Genomic DNA, 23,784 nt, shown 5'->3' with positions numbered 1-23,784 from the left:
TCAGTCCCCCAGCGGAAGTCGGTCCTCGCCCTGGCGATAGCCGTCCAGCGCCAGCTTCACCCGGCGCAGGAGTTCCTGGCTGGCTTCGGCGTTGCGCAAGGCGAGCTCGGTGGCGAGGAGGTCGATGATCAGCAGCATCCCGTAGCGGGCGGCTGTCGGTTTATGGATGAACTCGGTTTCGTCCAGGTGCACGGGCAGCACGATGTCGGCCAGCGCGGCGAGGGGGCCGTCCGCTCGGGTGAGGGCGAGTATCCGGGCGCCGTAGTCCCTGGCCAGGCGCAGGACGCTCGGCAGGTCGGGCGGCGTGCCGGTGAGCGACAGCACGATCAGCAGGTCGCCCTCCGCCAGGGTGGAGGCCACCATGCGCATCATCACCGGGTCGTGGTAGGTGGACACCGGGTAGCCCAGCCTCACCAGCCGGAACTGGAACTCGGTCGATAGCAGCGTGGAGCAGCCGCCCATGCCGAAGGCGTAGAGGCGGCGGGCGGAGGCCAGCAGGTCCACTGCGGCACTCAGGTGCGCCTGGTCGAGTCCGTCGAGGTGGTGGCGCAGGCTGTTTTCCACGTCTGCCAGGATCTGTTCGTGGAAAGGCAGCGCCGGTGTGGCAGCCCCGGCGAGGAAGCGGCGGCCGACCAGGGAGGCCCGGGCCAGCTTGAGCCGCAGGTCGCGCAGGTCGTTGCAGTCCATCGATCGGGCGAAGCGCGACATCGCGGCCTTGCTCACGCCGGCCTTGGCCGCCAGTTGATCGATGCTGGCTGCGGCCGCGAAGGCCACGTCGTGCAGCACGGCCTCGGCGATGCGCGCCGCGTTGCCGCTGAGCCGGCCCTGGCGGCTGCGGATGATGTAGAGGATGTCCATCACAGCACCAGGGCCAGGCCGCAGGTGAGGGCCAGGGCGACCACCGAGATCAGCGTTTCCAGGACCGTCCAGGTCTGCAGGGTCTGGACCACGGTCATGTTGAAGTACTCCTTTATCAGCCAGAAGCCGCCATCGTTGACGTGGGAGAGAATCAGCGAGCCCGCGCCCGTGCTCAGTACCAGCAGCTCCGGGTGCGGGTAGCCGCTGGCCAGCGCAATGGGGGCGACGATGCCGGCGGCCGTGGTCATGGCGACGGTGGCCGAGCCGGTGGCGATGCGCATCAGCGCGGCCACCAGCCAGCCCAGCAACAGCGGCGAGAGCTCGAAGCGGGACGACAGGGCGACGATCTCGGTGGTGATGCCGGTTTCGATGAGGATGCGGTTGAGGCCGCCGCCGGCACCCACCAGCAGGGTGATGGCAGCGGTGGGGGCCAGGCATTCGGTGCTGAACTTGAGAATGGAGTCGCGGTTGAAACCACGGGCCAGACCCAGGCTCCAGAAGCTGAACAGGGTGGCGATCAGCAGGGCGATCACCGAGTTGCCGACGAACGACAGGAACTGGTGAAGCCCGCTGCCCCGGGTGCTCAGTTGATCGGCCCAGCCGCCAAGCAGCATCAGCGCCACCGGCAGCAGAATGGTGCCGATGGTGATGCCGAAGCCTGGCAGCGATGCCACGGGCTTGCCGGAGCCGAGCAGTTGTTCACCGATGGGGTTGTGGGCGGGCAACTGGATGCGCGGGGCCACGAGTCGGGTGAAGAGGGGCCCGGCGATCGCCGCCGTGGGAATGCCGACAACGATGGCGTAGAGAACCGTCCTGCCGACCTGCGCCGAGTATTCGCCCACCGCCAGCATGGCCGCCGGGTGTGGGGGGACCAGCCCATGCACCACTGATAGCCCGGCCACCATGGGCAGGCCGGTCATCAGGATCGATACCCCGACCTGGCGGGCCACGGTGAAGGCGATGGGCACCAGCAGCACGAAGCCCACTTCGAAGAACAGTGGCAGCCCGCAGAGGAAGGCGATGGCGGCCATGGCCCAGTGGGCGTTGCGCTCACCGAAGCGGGTGATCAGGGTCTGGGCGATGCGTTCCGCGCCGCCCGACTCGGCCATCATCTTGCCGAGCATGGTGCCGAGGGCCACCACCAGCGCGATATGGCCGAGGGTGCGGCCGACGCCGGCCTCGTACGCGACCATGATGTCCTGGGCCGGCATGCCGGTGGTCAGGGCCAGGCCGATGGACACCAGGGTGATGACGATGAAGGGGTTGAGCCGATAGCGCGCGATCAGCAGCACCAGGGCAATGATGGCGAGCAGTGCGTGGATCAGCAGGTAGGTGCCGGAACTGGCGGGCATGGTGTGCTCCTTTTCTCGGGGCAAAGGCCGGCCGCCCCGCCTGATAAGGCGGGAACCGGCTCGTTCCAGGGGGTGAGCTAGAAGAAGGTTTCCACCGCGCCGATGACCCGGTAGTGGTCATCCACCAGCAGCAACTGGCGCCACTTGTCGAAGGTCAGGCAGGGGTGGGAGATATCGAACGCAAGCAGGTCGCCCACTTGCAGGTCGGCATCGGGGGGCGTTTCCAGGAAGGCGTGCTGATCCATCATCCGCGTGATCTTCCAGGCGGCCGGAACGACCACCGGCGGCGCCTCGCGGCCAGGGCGGTGGTGAAGCGCCGGCAGGGGCATGCCCGCATCGAACGCGGCATCGCGCTTGCCCAGGCCGATGATCGCCAGGCCCGGTTCGGGCAGCGCCTGCACATGGGCCCAGAGCTGCAGCGCTGGCAGCAGGCTGCTACCCATTTCCCTGGCCACGGTGTTGCTGGCGTGGATCCGCTGCGCCGCTTCGCGGTAGATGCCTTCGTCGTGGGTCAGGTAGCAGCCCGGGCGCAGGATCACCTGCAGGGGCTGGCCGATGTCCTGGCCGCCGAAGGTTTCGGCGACCACGTCGTACCAGGCGGAGCCCGCGCCGGAGAGGATCACCTCGGGCTCGTCGAAGCAACCTTTGGCGGCCAGCTGCCGCGTGCGTTCCAGTACATGGCGCAGCAGGTTCCGAACGCTGGGCTCGTCCTGCAACACGCCTTCGTAGACTTCACAGCCCACCAGGCTGAGGGTGCCAGGCCAGCGCCCGATGGCTGCGAGCACCTCGGCCTCCTGTCGCTCGTCACGGATACCGGTGCGACCGCCTTGCACGCCGAACTCCAGCAGCACCCGCAGGCGTTGGCCGGTGGCGGAGAAGTGGCGCCCCAGTGCCTCGACGTTGGTGCTGGAATCCACCAGGCAACAGAAGCTGAAGGCCGGGTCCCGGAGCAGGTGCGCGACCAGCGCCATGTTCGCCTTGCCTACCAGTTGGTTGGCCATCAGCACACGCCGCACACCGTGGTTGTAGGCGGCCTGCACCTGTGGGGCGGTGGCCAGGGTGATGCCCCAGGCGCCCTGTTCGAGCTGCATGCGGAACAGTGCGGGGCTCATGGTGGTCTTGCCGTGGGGTGCCAGCTGTACGCCGTAGTGGCGGATGAACCGGCTCATCCACGCCAGGTTGTGTTCGAGGCGGCTCTGGCGCAGTACAGCGACCGGCAGGCTGACGTCGTCGGCGAGGATGTTCCAGCCCAGGCTCGTAACGTCGGCGATATGGCAGCCGCTGGGTGCTGGGCCAAGGCCTTTGCCGTTGGGGTCGAGCGGCCGTTCTTGAAATTTGTTTTCAGCCATCGGGTCTTCCTCCTTGGTTCGCTGAAAACAAGTACCACTACCTCCCGACGTTCCGCTACGTGCCAGCGGGCCTGCCTTGCAGCTTCGGAAACGCGAGCGGATCTGCGGCAAACAGCGTATTGCCAGGGTATTGGCCGGATTCCTTGTCGTGGCTGCGTGTTCTCCGACCTGCGATGTTCCGGATTCGCCCGCCCGGGCGGCTGGATGCGTTGGCGGTGCGGGACGGTGCATCGGCTCACCCCTGGCCAGTGCCGACTCATGGATTCATCGGGCGATGAGCGCTGCGATCACGGAGATCGGCGCTTGCACATCGAGGTTGCGCGCACGCTTTTGGCTGAACGCCCGGCCGTTGGCCAGGGTCCACCCTAGGTCATGCCGAATGAACCTGGAGGTTGAGATGAGACGGCTGAATCTTCCGTTGCTGCTGCTGGTCGGCGCCGTTTCCACGGCGGTGCTGGCCGATGACGAGGACCTGACCATGGAGCAGGAGCGCGACCAGATCGGCGCCAACATGGAGGCAGAGCGCAAGGGCGAGCAACCGGCGTTGAACAATTCCGGGGTGCCGTCTTCGGCGGCTACGCCAGGCGCTGAGGACTCCGGTCGCTCGGTGGGGACGCCGACCTCTACCACGCGCAATCCGACCACCGCGCCGGGCTCGCCGACCACTGGCCAGGGTAGCTCCGCCACGGCGCCCGGTACGCCGACGACGGGGCAGGGTGTGCCGACCAATGCGCCGGGCAAGCCGACCACGGGGCAGGGGCGTTCGACGGCGTTGCCCGGGACTTCCACTGCCGTGCCCGGCGCGCCGACCACCGGCCAGGGCCGTTCGACCGCGGGGTCGGGCGCTGCGGGTGGGGCGGCGGGCGGTGCTGGAGGCGCGGGCGGCAGTAACTAGCGGGTCAGGCCTGGGCGAAGCGGCTTTCGAGGTAACGGATGATGTCGTTGGATTCGTACATCCAGCGGCTTTCGCCGTTCTCGTCGATGCGCAGGCAGGGCACCTTGACCTTGCCGCCGCCGGCCAGCAGGGCTGCGCGGTGGCTTTCGTCGTTCTTGGCATCACGCAGCTGCACCGGCAGATTGAGGCGGTGCAGGGTGCGGCGGGTCTTCACGCAGAAGGGGCAGGCGTGGAACTGGTAGAGGGCGAGGCCGGCGGTTTCCTCCTCGACCCGGGCTTGCGCCTCGGGGCTGCGGCGCAGCTTGCGCGGGCGGGTGACGAGGTCGATGAGGATGATCAGCTGACCCAGGCCGATGCGGAGTGCCTTGATGAACACGGTTGGTAACCCTTGCGGCGGAAAACGGGCCGGCAGTCTACCCGATGCGCAGCGCTGCGACCGGCTTTCACGCCAACCGGTCGCGGCAGCAGAGCAGTGAATCCATGACGAAGGCGGCGGGCAGCTGGAACTGCCGGCGGATCGGCGGGCTGCCGAGTTCGCCCTTGAGCGCCACCTCGTTGGCGAGCTGGCGGTCGATCTCGTGGCGGGCCTCGATGCTCTTGGCCACGCCGCCCACCGAGCCGTGGGCGTAACCCATCAGCGAAAAGCCGTTGGTCATCAGCGCCAGGCCGGCGAGCAGGAGAAGCCGTTTGCGTTGTGCCTTCATGGCGATTTCGCTCCTCAGCCGCTTTGCCGTCCACTGACCGGTTTCTGGCTCATCAGCAACGCCGGCACGCTCTGGCTGAGCTGCTGGTAGAAGCCCATGGAGCCGTCCACCGGGCTGACACCCAGGCGGGCCTTTTCGTAGCTGAAGCTCACCACCAGCAGCAGGGAGATGGCGATGGTGTAGAGCCCGAGCGAAGCCAGGGCGCCATTGCGTGCGTATTTGAGGGTGAGGTTGCTCATGGTGGTTTCCGCTTGGCTGTTCCGTGGAGTGGGCACAGCTTCGCGAAAAGCGATTCGATAGAAAAACGGATATCAGGCATTTCAACTATCGACGAAACCAATAGGTCTGGGCGGTTCGTAAAATTTTATTGACGATCGATCCAAGTGCCTGAGTGGCAAGGGAATCTGCTGAAAGGCCGCCCCATACGGCGTCTCCGCTGCTGTTCCCTATCCCGCTGTTAGTCAGCCTCTATGGCGCTTCGGTGTAGGCGCTATTTCCTTATAGGGGTGCCTGTGTTAAATAAATCGCACACTTTGCGCTGCCCCTTTCATTGCTTCAGGAAGTCCGCCATGCCGTTACGTATCTGCATTCTGGAAACTGATCTCCTTCGCCCCGAACTGGTCGACCAGTACCAGGGCTACGGGAAGATGTTCGAGCAACTGTTCGCCAAGCAGCCGATCGAGGCCCAGTTCAGTGTCTACAACGTGGTGGAGGGCAACTACCCGCCGGCCGGCGAGCGCTTCGATGCCTACCTGGTGACCGGCAGCAAGGCCGACTCCTTCGGTGATGACCCCTGGATCCAGACCCTGCGCACCTACCTGCTGGAGCGCTTCGAGAACGGCGACAAGCTGCTGGGCGTGTGCTTCGGCCACCAGTTGCTGGCGCTGCTGCTGGGCGGCCGCACCGAGCGTGCGACCCAGGGTTGGGGCGTCGGTACCCATGCCTACCGCATCGCCGAGCAACCGGCCTGGATGAGCCCGGCACTGGACCAGCTGACCCTGCTGATCAGCCACCAGGACCAGGTCACCCAACTGCCGGAGAACGCGACCCTGATCGCCTCCAGCGACTTCTGCCCGAACGCGGCCTACGCCATCGGCGACCAGGTGCTGTGCTTCCAGGGCCACCCGGAGTTCATCCACGACTATTCCCGCGCGCTGCTGGACATCCGCCAGCAGTTCCTCGGCGATGAGATCTACGGCAAGGGCGTCGCCAGCCTGGACAAGCAGCACCAGGGCACGACGGTGGCGGAGTGGATGATGCGTTTCGTCGCCCAGGGCCGTAACGCGGCCTGACCGCTTCGTGTCATGAAAAGCCCGCCTGATGGCGGGCTTTTTCATGGGCGCGCGGCAAGGCTCGTGGCTAGAGCCAGCCCGAGCGCTTGAAGCTGGCGAACAGCCCGGTGCAGCCGACGGCGATGAAGCCGAGCACGCCGAAGTAGCCGTAGTGCCAGGTGAGTTCCGGCATGTTCTGGAAGTTCATCCCGTAGATGCCGGCCACGGCGGTGGGGAAGGCGAGGATGGCGGCCCAGGCGGCGAACTTGCGTTGCACCACGCTCTGGCGCGAGGACTCCAGCAGCAGGCCGATCTCGATGGCGTGGTCGGCCATTTCGCGCAGGCCGGTGAGGTCTTCCAGCAGGCGGTTGACGTGGATGGCGATGTCGCGGAAGTAGGGCCGCATGTTCTTGTCGATGAAGGGGAACTCCAGGCGCTGCAGCTCCTGGCAGATTTCCGCCAGCGGGCCGATGTAGCGGCGCAGGCGCAGCAGGTCGCGGCGCACGCCCTGGATGTGCTCGACATCTTCCTGGCTGAGGGGGCGGTCGAGCACCAACTGCTCGAGGGCTTCCAGCTCCAGGTGGTAGCCGTCCATCAGCGGACGGTAGTTTTCGATGACGAAGGCCAGCAGCGCGTAGAGCACGAAGTCCTCGCCGTGCTCCAGCAGCAGCGGGCGCGCTTCGCAGCGCTGGCGCACCTGGGAGTAAGGCGCCGAGGCACCGTAGCGGGCGCTGATCACGTAGCCGGTGCCGGCGAACAGCTGGGTCTCGACGAAGGTGAGACCGTCGTCGGTGCGGATGGGCGAGTAGAGCACCAGGAACAGGGCGTCGCCGAAGGTTTCCAGCTTGGGCCGGGTGTGGCGCACCAGGGCGTCTTCGAGGGCCAGTTCATGCAGGTCGAACTGGCGCTGCAGGTTGGTCAGTTCCTCGGCGCCAGGATCGTGCAGGCCGATCCAGACGAAATGGCCGGGCTTCTTCGCCCACTCCTTGCCCTCGTCGAGGCTGATGTCGGTGATCTTCTTGCCCTTGGCGTAGACGGCGGCGGCAACCACATGACCCATGCGCTGGTTTTCCTTGTTCGAATGGTGAGCGGCGGTGAGCTTAACCCGCCCCTGCTTGAGAGTGTCGGTGGATGCGGGGAGTTCTTCCACAAAGGCGGGCACTTCGGCCGAATTACCCGGCGGGTCATGGTGCCGGTGCGGCGCTTGCTCTAGATTCGGCGGCTCCCGCTCATAACAAGGAGAACAGGCGTGAACGAGGCATTCCCTTTCGCTGCGGGTACTTTCGATTGCCCGGTGACGATCCATCCGGGGCAACCGGGTGCGCCGGCCCTGGTGGTGATGCCCGCCATGGGCGTGGCGGCGCGCAAGTACGAGGCGTTGGCCCAGGCGCTGGTGGCCGCCGGCTGCAATGTGCTGGTGGCCGACTGGCCGGGCCAGGGCACCAGCCGGCCGCGCCCGGACCGCGGCCATGACTATGGCTACCGCGAGCTGGTGGAGGATTTCGTGCCCAAGCTGCTGGCCATGGCCGCGCGGCATTTCCCCGGCAGCCGCCAGGTGTTGCTGGGGCACAGTTTGGGTGGGCATGTCGCGGCGCTCTATGCCGCGGCTAACCCGGATGCCGAGGTGACGGTGATCGGCGTCGCCTGCGGCAACATCCATTACCGCCACTGGCACGGCCGCAAGCGCCTGATGACGCCGCTGGTGGCGCTGAGCTTCAACCTGATGACAGCGGTGCTCGGCTACCTGCCGGGGCCGCGCATCGGCTTCGGCGGCTACGAGGCGCGCAGCCTGATCCGCCAATGGGGGCGGGTGGCCTTCAGCGGCAACTTCAAGCATGTCGGCTTGCCCCTGGCGGAGCCGGCGCGGGTGGGCGTGACCTCGCTCTTCGTCAATATCGAAGGCGATAACTTCTCGCCGGAAGCCTCCACCCTCGGCCTGGCCGCGCTGATCCAGGCACCGGCCCGGGTGCAGCGCCTGCCGTCGCCCCGGCCGCCCCACGAAAACCCCCACAGCGCCTGGCTGCGAGCGCCGGGTTCGGTGGCGGAGTTCGTGCTGGGGTGGTTGGTGGAGCGGGGCATCCTGGTTGCACAGGGGCAGGCTTCGAGCCGCGTGAGCTGAAGCCCACCCTGCACGCCCGCGCAAACGAAAAAGCCCGGCATCGAGCCGGGCTTTTTCATGGGCGGACGATCAGGCCTGGGCCAGTTCGCGGTCCATGGCGTTGATGCAGTCGAGCATCTTCTGCCGGCATTCCTCGATGAGCACGGGCAGGTCGTCCAGGCTCAGGCCGGCGGTGGGGATGGCGGGCAGGGCGCGGATGATGACCTTGCCGCTGTTCCAGCGGTTCAGGCGCATCTGCTTGACGTAGTTGCTGACGCACACCGGGATGATCGGCACGCCGGCGGCGATGGCCATCTGGAAGGCGCCGCGCTTGAACTGCAGCAGCTCCTCGCCGAGGTTGCGGGTGCCTTCGGGGAAGACCCAGATGGAGGTGTCTTTGTTGCGCAGCGTCTCGGTGGTGGTGAGCATCGCTTCGCGGGCCTTGCGGGCGTTGCCACGGTCGATCAGCACGTTGCCGGCGAGCCAGTAGAGCTGGCCGAAGAAGGGCACCCACTTGAGGCTCTTCTTGCCGATGCTGACGGTGCGTGGCGGCACCACGCGGCCGAGCACGTAGAGGTCGTAGTTGGACTGGTGGTTGGCGACGATGACGCAGGCCTTGTCGTGCTCCAGCAGCTTCACGTCGGGCTTCACGTCCAGGCGCAGGATGCGCAGCGCCGGCAGGGAATAGAAGCGGGCGCAGAGACGGCTGTTATCCGGGTTGAATGGGCGGCAGATGCCGAGCAACAGACCGGCGATGCCGGCGATTATGAAGTGCACGCCCATGAGGATCATGCGCAGAAGGAAAAGCATCGATATCGCCCAGTCAGACAAAAGGCGCGCAGTGTACGGGTGTGCACTTTATTGGGCAATTGCTGCCGGTCAGGGGGTTGTAACCTTTTCTGTACCGCTGGCCGTGGCAGGGAGGAACTCCGGCGAGCTGTAGTGTTCGGCCAGTCGGTCGAGGGTGCCGTTGGCCTGTACCTGGGTCAGTGCCGCGTCGAAGCGCTGCATGAAGTCGGCCTTGTAGGGGTAGGCGACCGCATTGAGACGGGTGAAACCGAGGTGGCCGCGTTCGCTGGCCAGAACCGGGCCTTCCACCAGGCTGATGGCTTCCTCCTCGGTGATGCTGCCGTCTTCGCGCATCTGTTGCAGTTCCCAGAGGATCGACAGGCGATCGTTGATGTAGACGTCGATCCGCTGGCGCAGCAGCTTGAGCAGGTTGGTGCGGTTGTCGCGGGCGTAGGACTGGTCGATCTCGCCGGTCTCCACCATCTCGCGGTAGCGCTGGGAGTTGACCGTGACGAAGCCGCTGTTGAGGCCCACGCGCAGCCCGGCGTAGGCACTGGGGAAGTCGTCGAAATTCCGGGTGCCGGCCAGCCCCGGGCGGATGAACACCGCCAGGCGCTCTTCCATGATCGGCCGCGAGTACTCCATCCACGGGCGTTCGTCCGGGCGGTAGTAGGGCGGGTAGAGGGCAAAGGCGTTGCCCTTGGCCACTTCCGCCAGGCCGCGCGGCCAAGGCACCGGGCGGATGGTGACGCGGTAGCCCGGCATCAGGGCGAAGACCCTGCGCAGGATATCGGTATAGAGCCCCTTGGCTTCGCCATTCTCCTCGTAGCTATAGGGCGGGTAGCCCGAGTCGCAGAGGATGGTGACCTCGACGGGCGTTGGTCCCTGGGCACGGCACAGGGCCGTGGCGCAGAGCAGGGCCACCAGCAGAAACGCGCGCATGGCATGCCTCCGGCAAAGCGGCCGCGCTTCATGCGCGGCCTGCCCGGGTCAGATCTTGAAGCGGCTGAGCAACCTGTCCTGCTGGCCGACCTGTTCCACCATCACCGCGCATTGACGCACCTGCTGCTCGGCACCGCCGGCAACCTCGTGGCTGATGTCGCGGATGTTGGTGGTGTTGCGGTTGATCTCTTCGGTGGTGGCGCTCTGCTGCTCGGCGGCGGTGGCGATCTGCAGGTTCATGTCGTTGATGCGGTTGATGGCATCGCGGATGCGCCCGAGCATGTCGTTGGCCGCGCCGGCATCGTCGGCGGTCTTGCTGGCGGTGTCGCGGCTTTGCTGCATGCGCTGCTCGGCCTGGCGGACGCCGGTCTGCAGCTGGTCGATCATCTGGCGGATTTCCTGGGTCGACTGCTGGGTGCGCGAGGCGAGGGAGCGCACCTCGTCGGCCACCACCGCGAAACCACGGCCGGACTCGCCAGCCCGCGCCGCTTCGATGGCGGCGTTGAGGGCGAGCAGGTTGGTCTGGTCGGCGATGCTGGTGATCACCGAGAGGATGGATTCGATGCTTTGGCTGAGCTTGGCCAGCTCGTTGATGGCCTGGCCGGTGTCGTCCATCTCGTTGGCGAGCTGCTTGATCGCCTCAGTGGAGCGGGAGACCACGGTGACGCCGTTCTCGGTCTCCTCGTTGGCGGCCAGCGCGGCCTGGGCGGCGGCCTGGGCGTTGCGCGCCACTTCCTCGGCGGTGGAGGCCATCTCCTGCATGGCGGTGGCCAGCTGGTCCAGCTCCATCAGTTGCACCTGCAGGCGGTTGGCGGCCTGGCCGGCTTCATTGGAGGTGAGGTCGGTGCTGCCACGCACTTGCTGGGAGCTGCCCATCACGTCGCCGATCAGGGTCTGCAGGTTCTGCAGGAAGCTGTTGAATTCGCGGGCTACCAGGGAGATTTCGTCGTTGCCGGCGGCCGGCAGGCGCTTGGTCAGGTCGCCCTGGCCGCTGTTGATCTCGTGCAGCGAGTCACCCAGGGCATCCAGCGGTCGCAGTACGCTCTTCATCAGTACGCCCAGCAGCACCAGGCTGATGATCACGCCCAGCACGGTACCGACCACGGCGCGCCAGCTGAGGGCGTTGGCTTCGGCCATCACCTTGCCCTGGTCGAGCACGACGCCTATGTACCAGTCCATGCCCTTGAGGTTGGGCAGCGGGGTGAAGGACACCAGCAGTTGCTGGTCGCCGGTATCGATTTCCTGCAGGTCCTTGTTCAGGGCCGGGCTCTTGCCGCCGAACAGTTCGCTGTAGGGCTTGCCGTTCAGTTTGGTGTCGGGGTGGGAAATGATGTTGCCGTTGCGGCTGAGCAGGAAGGCGTAGCCGGCCCCGTTGAAGTCCAGGGTGTTGACCGCGTCGGCCACGGTCTTCAGGCGGATGTCGCCGCCCATCACGCCGAGAAACTTGCCGGCATCGGTGATACGGGCAACGGCGGAGATGAGGATCTCGCCGGTGGTGGAGTCGACGTAGGGCTCGGTGAGCACGGCCTGGCTGCCGGCCTTGCCAGTGGCGTACCAGGGGCGCTGGCGGCCGTCCCAGTCGGGCTTGGGCTGCCAGGAGGGGTCGTTCTTGATTGGCTTGCCGTCGGCTTCGAGGGCGCCGAACACCAGGATGAATTCGTTCTTCAGCATCGTCGAATCGACGACGCGCTGGGTTTCCTCGGGGCTGTATTTGCTGTCGATGGTCTGGGACATGAGGTCCAGCAGGCGCAGTTTGGCGTTCAACCAGTTTTCGATCTGGCGGGCCAGGGCGTTGCTGGATTCGGAAATGCTGGATTCAGCTTGGGCGCGAAGGGTGCTACGGACCTGGCTGACCTGGGCCAGGGACAGGAGCGCGGTGGTGAGGAAGAGTACTGCAGCGGCGGCAAGGCTGACCTTGTGGGCAATCTTCATGCGGAGCTCCTGGCGAGTGAAATGCCTGATGCCTTCCGTCCGTGCCCGGCGTCATGGCTTAAAAGTAATACAGCTTTTCGAGCTTGTCCGAAGCAAAGTGCCATCACTTGTCGGAAATTTCTGCTGCTCGTCTGGGATGGGAGTCTAGGCGGCTACAGCGAGGCAGGAGGCGGAAATGAAAAAGCCCGGCACGGGGCCGGGCTTTCTACAGGGGACGGTGTGATCAGAGCGGGTGCTGCTTGTCCTGCTCGATGGCGGCGTCCAGGGTCTCCAGCAGCGCCTTGCGCACCTTGAGCTTGGTGTTCTTGTGGGCGGTGGAGTTGATCTTCTTCATCTGTTGGGCGACGGCCTGGGCGGTGGCCAGCAGTTCTTCGGCCGGCACCACCTTGTCGAGGAAGCCGGCTTCCTGGGCGCCCTTGGGGTCGAACATCTCGCCGTTGATGACCGAGCGCTGGAAGGCGGCCTTGGTCAGGCGGTCACGAGCCAGCTCGATGCCGACGTGGTGCATGGTCATGCCGATCAGCACTTCGTTCAGGCCGATGCTGAAGGGGCCCTCGACGCCGATGCGGTAGTCCGCCGACAGCAGCAGGAAGGCGCCCTTGGCCACGGCGTGGCCGGAGCAGGCAACGATGATGGGGAAGGGGTGGGCGAGCATGCGGCGCGCCAGGGTGGAACCGGCGGCGACCAGGTTCACGGCGTTCTGCGGGCCGGAGGTCATTACCTTGAGGTCGTAGCCGCCGGAGAGGATGCCCGGCTGGCCGGTGAGGATGACGATGGCGCGGTCCTGCTCGGCGCGGTCCAGCGCGGCATTGAAGGCGGCGATCACGTCCGGGGAAATGGCGTTCACCTTGCCATTGGCAAGGGTCAGGGTGGCGACGCCGTCTTCGAATTGGTAGGAGATCAGCTCACTCATGGCAGGGGTCCTTGTTGTGGAATGGGGCAGACACTACTCAGGCGCAGGATTCAGGTAAAGCGCTTTGACTGACTGACAAGTCAGGCGGGCCGGGCGTTTCCTCCCTATAAGGCGTTCTCTATGGGGGTGATGGGCAGGGACAATTGGGCGGGGCCGCGGGAGGCCGGTAAGTTCGCGTCCATTGTCGAAAGGAGCTCCCATGGACCGATTCGCCCACAGCGCCAGCATCATCCTCGCCGTCGTTCTGCTGCTCGGCTCGTTGCTCGTGGCCAACAGCGCCACCCTGCAGAACCCCACCGGCGTGCTCCTGTTATTCGTCGCCGGGGTGTTCGTTTCCTTCGGCTTCATCTTCTTCGGCAGCCTCAAATTCGACGACTACCGCAACGGCCAGGACGGCGACTCGCCCCGTTCTCCATAAGCGCATGAAAATTCTCAAAAAAATGTTTGCATTCCGGAAAACACTCCACTAAATTAGCGCACCTCGACGGGGCTGACGCCTCGGAGAGATTCCGGTGAGGTGTCCGAGCGGTTGAAGGAGCACGCCTGGAAAGTGTGTATACGGGAAACCGTATCGTGGGTTCGAATCCCACCCTCACCGCCACTTTCCGTATACAGAAACCCCTGATTCGAAAGAGTCAGGGGTTTTTTGTTTGCCCTTGAAATAGTGCCTATACACCCCGCATCCCCAGAAACCAAAACCCCTGATCTCCGGTGGAGCCAGGGGTTGCGCTTTTGAGGTATCCGGTCGTTACGTTTATTACGGCGGCCCGAACTCGATCTGCGCACAGCCGTGGGACAGCAGCATCTGCCCGTCATCGGCTTCGAAGGCAGTGATGGTCTTCGACTTGTCGACGGTGATGGTGATGATGCAGCGGTTGGGGTGGTGGACGTTGTCCCAGTAGTTGGTGGTGACGATGACGTTGCCTTGCTGCTCCGACGAGGTGCCGACCACTTCGTTCTGGTAGTAGGACGTGTCGCTGTACCAACTGAGCACGACTTCACCGGTGCCGGTGGGGTTCATCTGGTCCGGTTTGCCGAAGAAGTTGATGGCTTCCTCGGCGGAGCGGCCCTTCCATTGGCTGGCGGCGTAGAGCTCGGGGAGCGTGTCCATCTGGATGCAGCCGCCCAGTGCGAGCGGCAGGCAGGCCAGGGCGAGTATCCGTAGCGCTTTCATTTGTCTGTCTCCTGGGGCCTGGCTGCCTGTCACGGGTTGGCGGGCTTGTTGCCCAGGAGGAGGTCGAGGTCGCGCAGGACGCCCTGGCTGCTGTTCTTCACGGCGTTGGGGCCGTGGTTCTCTTCATAGGCGCTTGGGCGGGTGATGCCCCACATCTTGGTGCGGGTGACGGTGGCGAGGACGTCGGCGGTGGTGTTGCCGAGGCGCATCATCGCGTTGGCTTCACGCCCGTCGGGTTTGCAGGCGAAGTCGTAGGAGCGGTCGATCCAGCTTTGCGGGACCGGGTTCCAGCCCTTGGGCGCCGGCAGGGTGGAGGCGGTGGCGGAGCGGTTGTAGGCGGTGACGGTGTTGACCTTCAGCAGGCGCTTGTTGCACTGGAACTGCAGGTCGTAAGCAACGAAGTCGGGGGCGTCGGCGGTTTCGAATATCTGCACCACGGTGACGGAGCGGGCAGGTTCTGCCTGGCCGGATTCCATCTTGAGTTCGGCGACGGAGGCGCCGTCGGCGTAGAAGAGGTCACGGTTGGGCTGGTCGCCGGTGCCGAAGATCACCCACCAGTCGGCAGCCATCGCCGATTGCTGGACCTGGATCAGCAGCAGTGCCAGCGATACGCCCAGTACGACTTTGTTCTTGATGTTCATGCGTGTCTTCCATGAAGGGCCGCTTGGCAACTGGAGAGCCCAGCCCCTTGCACGGCAAAGCGCGGACGTTAGCGAGCGCTCGTGGCGACTTGAATAGGGCGCATGAGCTAGTGGCGCGGTGCTGTCAGGCGGGTTGTGCGCCCTGTCGCAACCTGCCTGTGGCGCAGTGCCGGTTTTTTCGCGTGGGGTCACTGCTGCATGGGTTGCCGGTTGCTGACGCAACCCGGAAACTGCCATGCCTGCTTGGGCATGTTCGGTTTCAGTCATGGGCGCCGGTCGGCGCTTCACTCATGGGTACATCGGGAGCTGCATCTTGGTTTCAGGGAAATGGCTGGCGGCGCTCGCCGCAGTGATGGTGTTGTCGGGGCTACCGGTGGTGGCCGGGGCGCAGATCTACAAATGGGTGGATGCCAACGGCAAGGTGCAGTTCGGCAACGTGCCCCCGCCGAGCGGGGCGGAGCAGATCAAGGGGGCGGCGGCGTCTCCGGCCGAGAAGGCGCCCGAGGCGACTGCGAAGCAGACCACCGAAGCCGCGCCTGCGGAGCCTTCGGCCTTCAAGAGCGCCGATATCGTCGGGCGCTGGTACATGAAGAACGATGAAGAAACGCTGGACTGGACCTTCAAGGCCGACGGCAGCTTTGCCGGCACCCTGGTCGACAGCATGGGAACCGGGCGCTCGGCCGGGACCTGGGAGCTGAAGGGCGACACGTTGCGGGTGGTGACCCGCAACACCTTCAAGGACGGCTTCTCGGGCAATGGGGAGCGCGAGGCTACGGAGCGTTCCGAGTACACCCTGCTCGGTGTCGAGGCGGGCAGCCTGAAGCTGCTGCCGGATCAGTCGCTGTTCAAGCGGCCGCCGTACACCTTCATCAAGCGCTGATCTTCGCGTGCATGAAAAAGCCCCCTGGAGTCGAGGACTCCAGGGGGCTTCTGCGTTTCAGGGCCTGCCGTCAGCTCAGCGCTTGAGCACGTAGGTTTCGCCCCAGATGGTTTCATCCTTCACCGGCTTGGCGTTGAGCTTCACCGGGCGGTACTGCAGGTTGGCCAGGGCCTTGCTCATCTTCATGTAGCCGTACTTGGAGGGGTCGGTGGCGCCGCGGAACTCCTGCAGGCCGGTGGGGATGCGCACCATATAAAGAGCGGAGAGTTCGCACTCGAGCTTATCGTTGGCGGTGCGGCGGCAGTCCTTCTCCTCGAAACCGACGTTGGGCGCTTCGGGGTAGAAGCCGTCGACCACGATGGCCTCGCCAGGGGCGACATCGAAGGAGGCGAAGGCCTTCTTCAGTTCGCTGTGGGTTTCGACGCTCGCCACCTTGCGTGCGCTGACGCTGGAAACCCAGCCGGCGGCGGCGGTCTGGTTGGTGACATCGTAGGAGTTGTTGCCCCAGCTCACGCATTCGCCGCTGACCACGCGCACGGCGGCGCAGTAGCTCTGGTTCACCGTTTCCGTGCGGTACTGGGCATCCTGCCAGCGCTGGCCGCGGTCGAACTCGGTGAATTCCTTTTCCACCAGCGTCACCTGGCCCAGCGTCGAGGGTTTGATGTCCTGGTTGGTGCGCGGGTTGGGCGTGCTGGTGCGCGGCGAGTTGTAGAGGCTGCCGACCAGGTCGTAATGGCCGGGCTCGACGATGTAGATCTGGTAGAGGGTGCGACCGAACACGGTCTGGTAGTGGGAGCCGTGGGCGCCGATCTTCTCGGCCTGCATGTTGTTGCCCACGAACAGCTGCCTGTCGGGGTTGGTGCTATTGCGCCACACGGCGGTGGCGGTGCGCAGCTTCTCGAAGCGGACCGTGTCGTCATTGTTCTCGAAGTTGTATTGCTGACTGTCGAGGTTGACGGTGGTGGTGACGACTATCGCCATGCCGCTGGCCATCGCTGCTTCGAACAGGTCGTCGGTGGCGGCGTGCAACAGGCGCGCCTGGGCTTCGACATCCTGCGTGTACTGGTTCTGCTGGTCGATCAGCGAGGGCCGGGCGACGCAACCGCTGAGCAGGGCCAGGCCGAGAAGGCTGAGGCAGGGGAGTCCTTTGTTCATGGGGCGTTCCTTCTGGATGCGGTCCTGGAAATTCCGCCCTGGAAAGGGGCGGGGAATAGTCGGGGCGGCCGAGCATAGCGGCGGTGGCCGTCACGTTACGCCAACCTGCTCACGCTTGGAGAAGGACTAGTACATCTGTACTAGTGGGTGGGGTAGCTCCCGGCCGGGGCCGGGAGCTGGCGGGTTACAGCGGTTTGATGGTGCCGAGGCGGTCATTGATGATGAAGGTGCGGTTGGCGCTGTCGACCACGGTGATCTCGGCGCCGGCCACGCCGTCACGGTCGGCGACGGCATAGATGGCGTAGGTGCCGGAGACGGCATAGTCCTTGGCCTGGCCGGTGCGCTGGTGCACCACGCGCACCTTGCCCGGCAGCGCGAGGATGACTTCCTGCCCCGGCTGGCCGTCGGTGTCGGCGAGGGTGCCGTGGACGTTCCAGTTGGCGCCGGTGCCACCGGCGTAGCTGCTGAGCACGGCGGTCTGCACGCCACCGGTGATCACCAGCAGGTTGCTGCTGGAGCGGGCCACCAGTTCGTTACCGGGCGCGCCGTCGAGGTCGGCGGCGGTGATGACGCTGGTGGCGCCGTCGGTGGGGAACTCGCGACCGGCCTGCAGGCTGTAGTCATACAGGCGCAGGCTGGTGCCGGCGGTGTAGGCGAGGGTGGCGTAGGGCAGGTTGCCGAGGGTGTAGGCGCCCTGGTATTGCCAGGTGCCGGTGATGCCATCGCTGACGGTGCGCTTGGTGCGGTTGAGGTTGGAGATCAGCACCAGGGCGTTGCCGGCGCGGACTATCACCTCATCGCCCTGGCCGCCATCCAGCTGAGCGGTGCCGACCACATCGAACAGGGTGTTGCCGATGGTGTATTTGCGCACGTCGTTGAGCGCATGGTTGACGATCGCCACGTCCGGGCCGGCCTTCACCACCAGTTCCGCGCCTGGCTGGCTGTCGGTGTTGGCGGCAGTGGCGAGGCTCCAGGTGACGTTGCCGAAGTTGTAGCTGCGCTCCAGGGCGCCGGCGGCGTTGCGCACTTCCAGCACGCCGGTGCCGCGGTACACGCTTTCCAGCGTGCCGTCGCCGTTGAGGTCCCATTTGCCGAGTAATTCGGCGGCGATGGCGTTGAGGGCGAATCCCTGGGCGCCGAGCAATCCGGCGCCGGCCAGTACCAGCTTCGCTAGCTTTTTCATCTCTCAGTCCTTTTCCTTGATGAATCGGTCAGGTGTTTGACCGGCGCACAGCAGAGCACAGGGCGCAAAGACAGGAAATGATGGCAAAGAGGCGCTAGGGGGAACCCCTAGGAAAACGGCGGGTGGCGCGGGTGTGGCGGATTGGCGCGGGGTCATCGCCAGGCTTGCGCGCTGGCGATGGAAAGCATCGCTGTTACCAGTAGAGCGTTACGCGGGTGTCGCCTTTGGCGTCGCCGCTGACCTGGGTCACGGCCTGGTCGGCGAGGGTTTCGCTGTGACCGTTGGCGTGCTCGGTGCGCACCTGGTATTCACCGCCCTTGGAGCAGGATTGACGCGTCACGCTGTAGGAGCGGGAGCTGGCGTCATAGCCGCTGTCGACCGCGCAGGAACTGGAGATCGTCAAGCTGACGCCCATGTTTCCAACGGCTTGGCCGGCATTGCTGGTGGTGGAGAAAAAAGCACTGGTGATCATTAACGCTGCGAAGATGGAGCGCTTGAAGGCCGTACTCATTCCGACTGCTCGACGGTGAAGCTGACGGTGATCGGCCTTCCTGGTCGAGTCACAACTGACAGCTTGGATTGCTTTCCTTGGATTGATTGAACGCTGCGTTGCAGGGGGCGCTACGCCAGCAGGTTCGCCATGAACTTGGCGCCAAGTGTACGGTGATGGCTAGGTGATAGCTAGCTCATTTCTTAACCACTTGTCGGCAATCTCTTACACGGCTTAGGGGTGACCCCTAGATCCCCTACATACCTGGCACATGGCCGCAACTCCTGCGCGGCGTAGCGGGTCCAACGAAGGCGCGTGCTATAACCCTATGGTTTAAAGCCACAACGCCACGGAGACGGACACATGAGCGATACAAGCAAACTCGCCAAGCAGGAGCCCGCAGCCCTGCCCGAGTATGACCTGAGCAAGGCCAAGGATTTCGAGTGGACGGGCCGCAGCATGGACTGGTTCCTGCAGATGCTGGTGCGTCAGGCCAACGACCTGGGTGTAGAGGTCGGGATCACGCTGACCATCGGGGCGGGGATGATCAGCGGCACGCTCATTTCCGTGGAGACTTACTTCGCCGAGTTCGCCGACGAATACGCCAACTCCTGGCCCCAAGAGGGCAGGGAGGAGATCCGCGCCACCTTCGCCAACATCGGGGTGATGACCAAAACCACCGGCGACGACCCCAAGCTGCTGCCACCGCAGTACATCCACCTGAAGAACGTCAACGTCTATGCCGCCGGTGGCCTGACCTGCACCGGGCTGACGCTGTGGCGCGGCACCCTCGCTTCGGTGACCGGTTTCAACCTCGGCACCCTGAGCTGATCACTGCGCGGAAGTCGTACAGCAATAGAAAAGCCCCGGCATCGACCGGGGCTTCTTGCTTCTAATCCTCGTTGCTTTCAGTACTTGCGCCGCACCGCGACGTCGGTGATGCCCTTCTCGGCCGTCATGCGCAGGTAGTCGCCGTTGTCCCGCGGCTCCCCGGTAAAGGGGATGCCGTGTTTCTCCATCAGCAACCCGTAGATGTCGGCGCTGGACGGCTGGTAATCCACCTCGACCATCAAGGCGCGTGGGCTGCCGTTTTCCTTGTAGATGATCTCGTAGCGGTTGTGCCCGTTCATGTCTTCCTCCTTGCCGGGGGTGTTCTTGCCAATAGACGGGCAGGGCGGGAATTGGTTTTGCCGATTTTCCCGAACGGGATGCCGGCTGTGATTGCGCTTATCCATAAGCACTATCGAGACGACTGATTTCAAAGCCGCGCCAGGCCCCCATAAAGTGGCTCCCAACAGAGTTAAGGAGGTCGCCATGCCACATATCGACATCATGTCCCTGGTTGGAAGTGCAGTCCCCGAGGCGCTGCGAGCGCAAGGGCATCTCGCCTGCTGGTTCGTGGTGATCGACGGCCAGCGCAAATCCGGCCCCTACACCACCCAGGACATGGCCAGCGCCAGCAAGGCCATCTGGGAGTTGGAGATGGCGAAAATGGCCAAGCGCCACAAGGGTTTCCTGGCCATGGCCGCCTGAGGTTTCTTGCGCCCGCTCCGGCGCATTTTGGCAGCGTGGGGCTGCCCGTTTATTCCTGGTGCCCATCCCGCACCCCCCTTTGGCCCGCCACTTGGCGGGCCTTGTTTTTTCCGCCCGGGCCGGCTGCAGGTAAACTGCCGGCTTTTTATCGCGGAAGCCCCCATGTGAACTGGGACATTTTCTGTAGCGTCGTCGACAACTACGGCGACATCGGCGTGACCTGGCGCCTGGCACGGCAGCTGGCCGCCGAGCATGGCTTGCAGGTGCGCCTGTGGGTGGACGAGCCGGCCGCCTTCGCGCGCCTGTGCCCGGATGCCGACGCGGCGGCCGACTGCCAGCTGCGCCAGGGCGTAGAGGTGCGTCGCTGGGCGACCGAGTGGCAGCCGGTGGAGCCTGCGGATGCAGTGATCGAGGCGTTCGCCTGCCAATTGCCCGCCACCTACATAGACGCCATGGCCGCACGCGACAGGGCGCCGCTCTGGTTGAACTTGGAATACCTCAGTGCCGAAGACTGGGTCGGCAGCTTTCACGGCCTGCCATCCCCGCAGGCCGGTGGGTTGCAGAAGTTCTTCTTCTTCCCCGGCTTCAGCGAAGGCACCGGCGGCCTGCTGCGCGAGCGCGGGCTGATCGAACGACGCAATGCGCTGCGCAGTGATGCCGCCGCCCAGGCCGAGTTCCTGCGAACGCTTGGCGTGGAGCGGGTTGCCGGTGCCCGCTTGATCTCCCTGTTCGCCTACGAGAACGCGGCGCTGCCCGGTTGGCTCGACGCGCTGGCCGGGGAGTCCCGGCCAACCCAGCTGCTGGTGCCGGAAGGCCGTGTACTGGGCGATGTGGCGCGCTGGCTCGGTGTCGATTCACTGGCCGTCGGCGCCAAGGGCCAGCGCGGCAACCTGTCCGTGCAGGTGCTGCCCTTCATGCCCCAGGACGATTACGATCGCCTGCTCTGGTGCTGCGACTTAAACGCCGTGCGTGGGGAGGATTCCTTCGTGCGCGCCCAATGGGCCGGTCGGCCGTTGTTCTGGCACATCTACCAGCAGGAAGAGGACGTCCACCTGGAGAAGCTCGAGGCCTTCCTCGCGCTCTACGTCGCCGGCCTGGACGATGCCCCGGCGCAAGTGTTGCTGGCGGCCTGGCGCGCCTGGAACCAGGGTGGTGACATGGGCGCCGCCTGGCTGGCGCTGCAGCCGTTCGAGGCCCAACTGCAGGCTCACGCCGAGCAATGGTGCGACTTGCAGGCGGGACGGCGGGATCTGGCTGCGGGGCTGGTGCATTTTTATACAAATTGGATATGATACGCGGCCTGTTTTTTGTCACTCATCCAAATCGGATATTCGTATGAAAACCGCTCAAGAGTTCCGCGCTGGCCAGGTTGCCAACATCAATGGCTCCCCCTGGGTCATCCTGAAAGCCGAGTTCAACAAGTCCGGCCGTAACAGCGCAGTCGTCAAGATGAAGCTGAAGAACCTGCTCAACGGTTCCGCCACCGAGACCGTGTACAAGGCCGACGACAAGCTGGAACCGGTAATCCTGGATCGCAAGGAAGTTACCTACTCCTACTTCGCCGATCCGCTGTACGTGTTCATGGACAGCGAATTCAACCAGTACGAGATCGAGAAAGACGATCTGGAAGCCGTACTGACCTTCATCGAAGACGGCATGACCGACGTCTGCGAAGCCATCTTCTTCAACGAGAAAGTCATTTCCGTTGAACTGCCGACCACCATCGTTCGCCAGATCGCTTACACCGAGCCGTCCGTGCGTGGCGATACCTCCGGCAAAGTGATGAAGACCGCTCGCCTGAACAACGGTGCCGAGCTGCAGGTTTCCGCATTCTGCGAAATCGGCGACTCCATCGAGATCGATACCCGCACCGGCGAGTACAAATCCCGCGTCAAGGCCTAAGCCTTTCGCGAGATGTGAAAAGCCCGGCCTAGGCCGGGCTTTTTGTTGCCTGCGATTCAACCGTCGCGGTTATTGCAGGTGCTTCTTCAGCTCGGCGCCGGCCTGGAGCATGGCCGAGCGCACCGCCGGAACCTGGTTGACCACGTTGAGCAGACCGTAGTCGTGGATCATGCCGTTGTAGCGCACGGCGGTGACTTCGACGCCGGCGGCATCCAGCTTGCGGGCATAGGCTTCGCCTTCATCACGCAGCACGTCGAATTCGGCGGTCTGGATCAGGGTCGGCGGCAGGCCCTTGAGCTGCTCGGTGGTGGCTCGCAGCGGCGAGGCGTGGATCTCGGCGCGCTGCTTCGGGTCGGTGGTGTAGCTGTTCCAGAACCACTGCATCATCGGTTTGGTGAGGAAGTGCCCCTGGGCGAACTGGTTGTACGAGGCGGTCTCGAAGTTGGCGTCGGTCACCGGCCACAGCAGCACCTGGGCGCGCAGTTTCGGGGTGCCCTGTTCCTTGGCCATCAGCGCCACCACTGCCGCCATGTTGCCGCCGACGCTGTTGCCGGCCACTGCCAGGCGCGAGCTGTCGACGCCTATGTCCTTGCCGTGCTCGGCCACCCATTTAGTCGCCGCGTAGGCCTGGTTGATGGCGGTGGGGTACTTGGCTTCGGGCGAGGGGGTGTAGTTCACGTACACGGCCACCGCACCGGAGTTCACCACCAGGTCATGGATCAGGCGCTCGTGGGTGGGGTAGTCGCCCAGCACCCAGCCGCCGCCGTGGAAGAACATGAACACCGGCAGGTCACCCTTGGCGCCTTCGGGGCGGACGATGGTCAGCTCCAGGGGCTGGCCCTTGATGCTGATGGTCTTGTTCTCGACGCGGGTGCCGGAGAGGTCGACCTTGACCCCGGCCTGGGCACCCACCAGCACGGCGCGGGCATCTTTCGGCGCGAGGGTTTCCAGCGGTTTGCCGTTGCCGGCTTCGAGGGCTTCGAGGAATGCCTGGGTGTTGTGTTCGACGCCGGGGCTGCCGGCGGCGAAGGCGCTGCCGATGGACAGGGCGAGGAGGCTACCGGTGAGGAGGTTTGCGATGCGCTGGGTGTTCATGGTGGTTCTCCGTTGAATTCGTTTGGTTTCGTAAAATATTGCGCGCTAACTAAATGCGTGAAGAGAAAGTTAGCGATCTTTTAGTTTGCGCGCAAGGTATTTCTTGAGAAGAAAAACGAATAGCGCTCAGCCAGATGGGAATAAGGCCGTCAGACGGCCTTCTGCAAGCTCCTGCGCAGGCTCACCAGCTCGTCCTTCAACTGGCCGAGGCCGGCGATGTCCATCTCGCTGGCGGCGAGGATGCAGGCGGGCACGCGCTGGGCCTGCTGGTGCATGGCGCGACCTTTTTCGGTGAGGTGCAGCTCCACCACGCGCTCGTCGGCGCTACTGCGGGTGCGGGTGATCAGGCCTTCGGCTTCCAGGCGCTTGAGCAGGGGCGTGAGGGAGCCCGGGTCGGTCAGCAGGCGGGCGCTGATATCGCCCACGGTGATTCCGTCGCCTTCCCAGAGCACCATCATCGCCAGGTACTGCGGGTAGGTCAGGCCCAGTTCCTGGAGCAGCGGCTTGTACACCTTGGTCATCAGCAGGGAGGTGGAGTAGAGGGCGAAGCACAGTTGGTTATCGAGCAGCAGATCGTCGCAACGTTCCAGCGGGGTATTCATGGCGGCCTCCTTGGGGGCGGAAATGG

The 23,784-nt window shown here is 64.8% G+C and carries 28 protein-coding genes, 1 tRNA gene and 1 pseudogene; 10 read left to right on the top strand and 20 right to left on the bottom strand.

Annotated features, from left to right (window positions below; translation table 11 throughout):
- From RTW82_RS23810 to RTW82_RS23800, 3 genes are all read right to left on the bottom strand, one after another.
- A complete protein-coding gene (locus RTW82_RS23810; protein ID WP_316926650.1) occupies positions 1 to 858 on the bottom strand; it encodes a MurR/RpiR family transcriptional regulator in 858 nt (285 codons plus the stop codon).
- The gene (locus tag RTW82_RS23805) at positions 858 to 2,210 is read right to left on the bottom strand and encodes a gluconate:H+ symporter (RefSeq protein WP_184489417.1); all 1,353 of its coding nucleotides are present in this window, start codon (positions 2,208 to 2,210) and stop codon (positions 858 to 860) included. The genes RTW82_RS23810 and RTW82_RS23805 overlap by 1 nt, the downstream gene beginning before the upstream one ends.
- A gap of 77 nt (positions 2,211 to 2,287) precedes the next feature.
- Complete coding sequence (locus RTW82_RS23800; RefSeq protein ID WP_316926649.1) at positions 2,288 to 3,559, bottom strand: amino acid deaminase; 1,272 nt, start codon at positions 3,557 to 3,559, stop codon at positions 2,288 to 2,290.
- Positions 3,560 to 3,938: 379 nt separating this feature from the next.
- Between RTW82_RS23800 and RTW82_RS23795 the strand changes: the two genes are divergently transcribed.
- Entirely contained in the window at positions 3,939 to 4,454 is a 516-nt protein-coding gene (locus RTW82_RS23795; protein ID WP_316926648.1) for a hypothetical protein, read from the top strand.
- A 4-nt stretch (positions 4,455 to 4,458) separates the two neighbouring features.
- Here RTW82_RS23795 and RTW82_RS23790 read toward each other — a convergent pair whose 3' ends face one another.
- The 3 genes from RTW82_RS23790 to RTW82_RS23780 all read right to left on the bottom strand — a co-directional run bounded on the left by RTW82_RS23790 (position 4,459) and on the right by RTW82_RS23780 (position 5,397).
- Positions 4,459 to 4,830, bottom strand: coding sequence for a glutathione S-transferase N-terminal domain-containing protein (locus tag RTW82_RS23790; RefSeq protein WP_021216719.1), 372 nt, complete (start codon positions 4,828 to 4,830; stop codon positions 4,459 to 4,461).
- Positions 4,831 to 4,897: 67 nt separating this feature from the next.
- A complete protein-coding gene (locus RTW82_RS23785; protein ID WP_316926647.1) occupies positions 4,898 to 5,158 on the bottom strand; it encodes a hypothetical protein in 261 nt (86 codons plus the stop codon).
- 14 nt (positions 5,159 to 5,172) lie between these two features.
- Positions 5,173 to 5,397 (bottom strand): hypothetical protein, encoded by a 225-nt coding sequence (locus RTW82_RS23780; protein WP_184489414.1) that lies wholly within the window; start codon positions 5,395 to 5,397, stop codon positions 5,173 to 5,175.
- A 330-nt stretch (positions 5,398 to 5,727) separates the two neighbouring features.
- Here RTW82_RS23780 and RTW82_RS23775 point away from each other — a divergent pair, with 330 nt between their 5' ends.
- Entirely contained in the window at positions 5,728 to 6,450 is a 723-nt protein-coding gene (locus tag RTW82_RS23775) for an amidotransferase (protein ID WP_021216716.1), read from the top strand.
- A gap of 67 nt (positions 6,451 to 6,517) precedes the next feature.
- Here the strand turns inward: RTW82_RS23775 and RTW82_RS23770 are convergent, their stop codons facing one another.
- Complete coding sequence (locus tag RTW82_RS23770; RefSeq protein ID WP_271660759.1) at positions 6,518 to 7,489, bottom strand: magnesium and cobalt transport protein CorA; 972 nt, start codon at positions 7,487 to 7,489, stop codon at positions 6,518 to 6,520.
- A 189-nt stretch (positions 7,490 to 7,678) separates the two neighbouring features.
- Here RTW82_RS23770 and RTW82_RS23765 point away from each other — a divergent pair, with 189 nt between their 5' ends.
- Positions 7,679 to 8,548, top strand: a complete 870-nt coding sequence (locus RTW82_RS23765) for an alpha/beta fold hydrolase (protein WP_316926646.1) — start codon at positions 7,679 to 7,681, stop codon at positions 8,546 to 8,548.
- Positions 8,549 to 8,617: 69 nt separating this feature from the next.
- Here the strand turns inward: RTW82_RS23765 and RTW82_RS23760 are convergent, their stop codons facing one another.
- The 5 genes and pseudogenes from RTW82_RS23760 to RTW82_RS23745 all read right to left on the bottom strand — a co-directional run bounded on the left by RTW82_RS23760 (position 8,618) and on the right by RTW82_RS23745 (position 13,103).
- Positions 8,618 to 9,337: a 1-acylglycerol-3-phosphate O-acyltransferase gene (locus RTW82_RS23760; protein ID WP_316926645.1), complete on the bottom strand. Its 720-nt coding sequence runs from the start codon at positions 9,335 to 9,337 to the stop codon at positions 8,618 to 8,620.
- Positions 9,338 to 9,406: 69 nt separating this feature from the next.
- Positions 9,407 to 10,258 (bottom strand): substrate-binding periplasmic protein, encoded by an 852-nt coding sequence (locus tag RTW82_RS23755; protein WP_316926644.1) that lies wholly within the window; start codon positions 10,256 to 10,258, stop codon positions 9,407 to 9,409.
- A 48-nt stretch (positions 10,259 to 10,306) separates the two neighbouring features.
- A complete protein-coding gene (locus RTW82_RS32280; RefSeq protein WP_374981923.1) occupies positions 10,307 to 11,047 on the bottom strand; it encodes a methyl-accepting chemotaxis protein in 741 nt (246 codons plus the stop codon).
- A 117-nt stretch (positions 11,048 to 11,164) separates the two neighbouring features.
- Positions 11,165 to 12,190 (bottom strand): annotated as a pseudogene (locus RTW82_RS32275) (cache and HAMP domain-containing protein); the annotation flags it as partial.
- A gap of 223 nt (positions 12,191 to 12,413) precedes the next feature.
- Complete coding sequence (locus tag RTW82_RS23745) at positions 12,414 to 13,103, bottom strand: crotonase/enoyl-CoA hydratase family protein (protein WP_021216710.1); 690 nt, start codon at positions 13,101 to 13,103, stop codon at positions 12,414 to 12,416.
- 199 nt (positions 13,104 to 13,302) lie between these two features.
- Here RTW82_RS23745 and RTW82_RS23740 point away from each other — a divergent pair, with 199 nt between their 5' ends.
- Both RTW82_RS23740 and RTW82_RS23735 read left to right on the top strand, forming a co-directional pair.
- The gene (locus tag RTW82_RS23740) at positions 13,303 to 13,521 is read left to right on the top strand and encodes a hypothetical protein (RefSeq protein ID WP_184489408.1); all 219 of its coding nucleotides are present in this window, start codon (positions 13,303 to 13,305) and stop codon (positions 13,519 to 13,521) included.
- Between the two features lie 93 nt (positions 13,522 to 13,614).
- Positions 13,615 to 13,704: transfer RNA gene (locus RTW82_RS23735), tRNA-Ser, on the top strand.
- Positions 13,705 to 13,860: 156 nt separating this feature from the next.
- On the opposite strand, the gene RTW82_RS23730 is transcribed toward RTW82_RS23735, so the two are convergent.
- Both RTW82_RS23730 and RTW82_RS23725 read right to left on the bottom strand, forming a co-directional pair.
- Positions 13,861 to 14,277 carry a hypothetical protein gene (locus RTW82_RS23730; RefSeq protein ID WP_021216708.1) on the bottom strand — a complete coding sequence of 139 codons (417 nt, stop codon included), beginning with the start codon at positions 14,275 to 14,277 and terminating at the stop codon, positions 13,861 to 13,863.
- Positions 14,278 to 14,306: 29 nt separating this feature from the next.
- Positions 14,307 to 14,918, bottom strand: a complete 612-nt coding sequence (locus tag RTW82_RS23725; RefSeq protein WP_021216707.1) for a hypothetical protein — start codon at positions 14,916 to 14,918, stop codon at positions 14,307 to 14,309.
- 235 nt (positions 14,919 to 15,153) lie between these two features.
- Here RTW82_RS23725 and RTW82_RS23720 point away from each other — a divergent pair, with 235 nt between their 5' ends.
- Positions 15,154 to 15,798: a DUF4124 domain-containing protein gene (locus tag RTW82_RS23720; protein WP_316926643.1), complete on the top strand. Its 645-nt coding sequence runs from the start codon at positions 15,154 to 15,156 to the stop codon at positions 15,796 to 15,798.
- 75 nt (positions 15,799 to 15,873) lie between these two features.
- Here the strand turns inward: RTW82_RS23720 and RTW82_RS23715 are convergent, their stop codons facing one another.
- The 3 genes from RTW82_RS23715 to RTW82_RS23705 form a co-directional block, all read right to left on the bottom strand.
- The gene (locus tag RTW82_RS23715) at positions 15,874 to 16,953 is read right to left on the bottom strand and encodes a hypothetical protein (protein ID WP_271660763.1); all 1,080 of its coding nucleotides are present in this window, start codon (positions 16,951 to 16,953) and stop codon (positions 15,874 to 15,876) included.
- A gap of 184 nt (positions 16,954 to 17,137) precedes the next feature.
- Positions 17,138 to 18,136 carry a hypothetical protein gene (locus tag RTW82_RS23710; RefSeq protein WP_043242939.1) on the bottom strand — a complete coding sequence of 333 codons (999 nt, stop codon included), beginning with the start codon at positions 18,134 to 18,136 and terminating at the stop codon, positions 17,138 to 17,140.
- A 193-nt stretch (positions 18,137 to 18,329) separates the two neighbouring features.
- The gene (locus RTW82_RS23705; protein ID WP_148304242.1) at positions 18,330 to 18,647 is read right to left on the bottom strand and encodes a hypothetical protein; all 318 of its coding nucleotides are present in this window, start codon (positions 18,645 to 18,647) and stop codon (positions 18,330 to 18,332) included.
- A 342-nt stretch (positions 18,648 to 18,989) separates the two neighbouring features.
- Here RTW82_RS23705 and RTW82_RS23700 point away from each other — a divergent pair, with 342 nt between their 5' ends.
- The gene (locus tag RTW82_RS23700) at positions 18,990 to 19,457 is read left to right on the top strand and encodes a gas vesicle protein (RefSeq protein WP_184489405.1); all 468 of its coding nucleotides are present in this window, start codon (positions 18,990 to 18,992) and stop codon (positions 19,455 to 19,457) included.
- A 77-nt stretch (positions 19,458 to 19,534) separates the two neighbouring features.
- Here the strand turns inward: RTW82_RS23700 and RTW82_RS23695 are convergent, their stop codons facing one another.
- On the bottom strand, positions 19,535 to 19,756 hold the full coding sequence (locus RTW82_RS23695) for a hypothetical protein (RefSeq protein ID WP_021216702.1): 222 nt from the start codon (positions 19,754 to 19,756) through the stop codon (positions 19,535 to 19,537).
- Between the two features lie 184 nt (positions 19,757 to 19,940).
- Between RTW82_RS23695 and RTW82_RS23690 the strand changes: the two genes are divergently transcribed.
- The 3 genes from RTW82_RS23690 to efp all read left to right on the top strand — a co-directional run bounded on the left by RTW82_RS23690 (position 19,941) and on the right by efp (position 22,061).
- Entirely contained in the window at positions 19,941 to 20,159 is a 219-nt protein-coding gene (locus RTW82_RS23690) for a hypothetical protein (RefSeq protein WP_021216701.1), read from the top strand.
- Positions 20,160 to 20,323: 164 nt separating this feature from the next.
- The gene (earP, locus tag RTW82_RS23685; RefSeq protein WP_316926642.1) at positions 20,324 to 21,451 is read left to right on the top strand and encodes an elongation factor P maturation arginine rhamnosyltransferase EarP; all 1,128 of its coding nucleotides are present in this window, start codon (positions 20,324 to 20,326) and stop codon (positions 21,449 to 21,451) included.
- Between the two features lie 43 nt (positions 21,452 to 21,494).
- Positions 21,495 to 22,061, top strand: a complete 567-nt coding sequence (gene efp, locus RTW82_RS23680; protein ID WP_021216699.1) for an elongation factor P — start codon at positions 21,495 to 21,497, stop codon at positions 22,059 to 22,061.
- A 69-nt stretch (positions 22,062 to 22,130) separates the two neighbouring features.
- Here efp and RTW82_RS23675 read toward each other — a convergent pair whose 3' ends face one another.
- Positions 22,131 to 23,156 carry an alpha/beta hydrolase gene (locus RTW82_RS23675; RefSeq protein WP_316926641.1) on the bottom strand — a complete coding sequence of 342 codons (1,026 nt, stop codon included), beginning with the start codon at positions 23,154 to 23,156 and terminating at the stop codon, positions 22,131 to 22,133.
- Between the two features lie 149 nt (positions 23,157 to 23,305).
- On the bottom strand, positions 23,306 to 23,758 hold the full coding sequence (locus RTW82_RS23670; protein ID WP_184489401.1) for a MarR family winged helix-turn-helix transcriptional regulator: 453 nt from the start codon (positions 23,756 to 23,758) through the stop codon (positions 23,306 to 23,308).
- Positions 23,759 to 23,784 lie beyond the last annotated feature (26 nt).

The sequence above is a fragment of the Pseudomonas sp. zfem005 genome (assembly GCF_032621735.1).
GTDB lineage: Bacteria > Pseudomonadota > Gammaproteobacteria > Pseudomonadales > Pseudomonadaceae > Metapseudomonas > Metapseudomonas solani.
This window is presented reverse-complemented; position numbering and strand designations above follow the sequence as displayed.

Bases quoted from the DNA above. Each gene is read 5' to 3' on its own strand.
- RTW82_RS23670 (WP_184489401.1), bottom strand. From the start codon at position 23,758: ATGAATACCCCGCTGGAACGTTGCGACGATCTGCTGCTCGATAACCAA.
- efp (WP_021216699.1), top strand. From the start codon at position 21,495: ATGAAAACCGCTCAAGAGTTCCGCGCTGGCCAGGTTGCCAACATCAAT.
- RTW82_RS23770 (WP_271660759.1), bottom strand. From the start codon at position 7,489: ATGGGTCATGTGGTTGCCGCCGCCGTCTACGCCAAGGGCAAGAAGATC.
- RTW82_RS23675 (WP_316926641.1), bottom strand. From the start codon at position 23,156: ATGAACACCCAGCGCATCGCAAACCTCCTCACCGGTAGCCTCCTCGCC.
- RTW82_RS23760 (WP_316926645.1), bottom strand. From the start codon at position 9,337: ATGCTTTTCCTTCTGCGCATGATCCTCATGGGCGTGCACTTCATAATC.
- RTW82_RS23725 (WP_021216707.1), bottom strand. From the start codon at position 14,918: ATGAACATCAAGAACAAAGTCGTACTGGGCGTATCGCTGGCACTGCTG.
- RTW82_RS23805 (WP_184489417.1), bottom strand. From the start codon at position 2,210: ATGCCCGCCAGTTCCGGCACCTACCTGCTGATCCACGCACTGCTCGCC.
- RTW82_RS23795 (WP_316926648.1), top strand. From the start codon at position 3,939: ATGAACCTGGAGGTTGAGATGAGACGGCTGAATCTTCCGTTGCTGCTG.
- RTW82_RS32280 (WP_374981923.1), bottom strand. From the start codon at position 11,047: ATGGAGCTGGACCAGCTGGCCACCGCCATGCAGGAGATGGCCTCCACC.
- RTW82_RS23740 (WP_184489408.1), top strand. From the start codon at position 13,303: ATGGACCGATTCGCCCACAGCGCCAGCATCATCCTCGCCGTCGTTCTG.
- RTW82_RS23800 (WP_316926649.1), bottom strand. From the start codon at position 3,559: ATGGCTGAAAACAAATTTCAAGAACGGCCGCTCGACCCCAACGGCAAA.
- RTW82_RS23730 (WP_021216708.1), bottom strand. From the start codon at position 14,277: ATGAAAGCGCTACGGATACTCGCCCTGGCCTGCCTGCCGCTCGCACTG.
- RTW82_RS23785 (WP_316926647.1), bottom strand. From the start codon at position 5,158: ATGAAGGCACAACGCAAACGGCTTCTCCTGCTCGCCGGCCTGGCGCTG.
- RTW82_RS23755 (WP_316926644.1), bottom strand. From the start codon at position 10,258: ATGCGCGCGTTTCTGCTGGTGGCCCTGCTCTGCGCCACGGCCCTGTGC.
- RTW82_RS23810 (WP_316926650.1), bottom strand. From the start codon at position 858: ATGGACATCCTCTACATCATCCGCAGCCGCCAGGGCCGGCTCAGCGGC.
- RTW82_RS23775 (WP_021216716.1), top strand. From the start codon at position 5,728: ATGCCGTTACGTATCTGCATTCTGGAAACTGATCTCCTTCGCCCCGAA.
- RTW82_RS23690 (WP_021216701.1), top strand. From the start codon at position 19,941: ATGCCACATATCGACATCATGTCCCTGGTTGGAAGTGCAGTCCCCGAG.
- RTW82_RS23720 (WP_316926643.1), top strand. From the start codon at position 15,154: ATGCCTGCTTGGGCATGTTCGGTTTCAGTCATGGGCGCCGGTCGGCGC.
- RTW82_RS23715 (WP_271660763.1), bottom strand. From the start codon at position 16,953: ATGAACAAAGGACTCCCCTGCCTCAGCCTTCTCGGCCTGGCCCTGCTC.
- RTW82_RS23705 (WP_148304242.1), bottom strand. From the start codon at position 18,647: ATGAGTACGGCCTTCAAGCGCTCCATCTTCGCAGCGTTAATGATCACC.
- RTW82_RS23710 (WP_043242939.1), bottom strand. From the start codon at position 18,136: ATGAAAAAGCTAGCGAAGCTGGTACTGGCCGGCGCCGGATTGCTCGGC.
- RTW82_RS23745 (WP_021216710.1), bottom strand. From the start codon at position 13,103: ATGAGTGAGCTGATCTCCTACCAATTCGAAGACGGCGTCGCCACCCTG.
- RTW82_RS23780 (WP_184489414.1), bottom strand. From the start codon at position 5,397: ATGAGCAACCTCACCCTCAAATACGCACGCAATGGCGCCCTGGCTTCG.
- RTW82_RS23700 (WP_184489405.1), top strand. From the start codon at position 18,990: ATGAGCGATACAAGCAAACTCGCCAAGCAGGAGCCCGCAGCCCTGCCC.
- RTW82_RS23695 (WP_021216702.1), bottom strand. From the start codon at position 19,756: ATGAACGGGCACAACCGCTACGAGATCATCTACAAGGAAAACGGCAGC.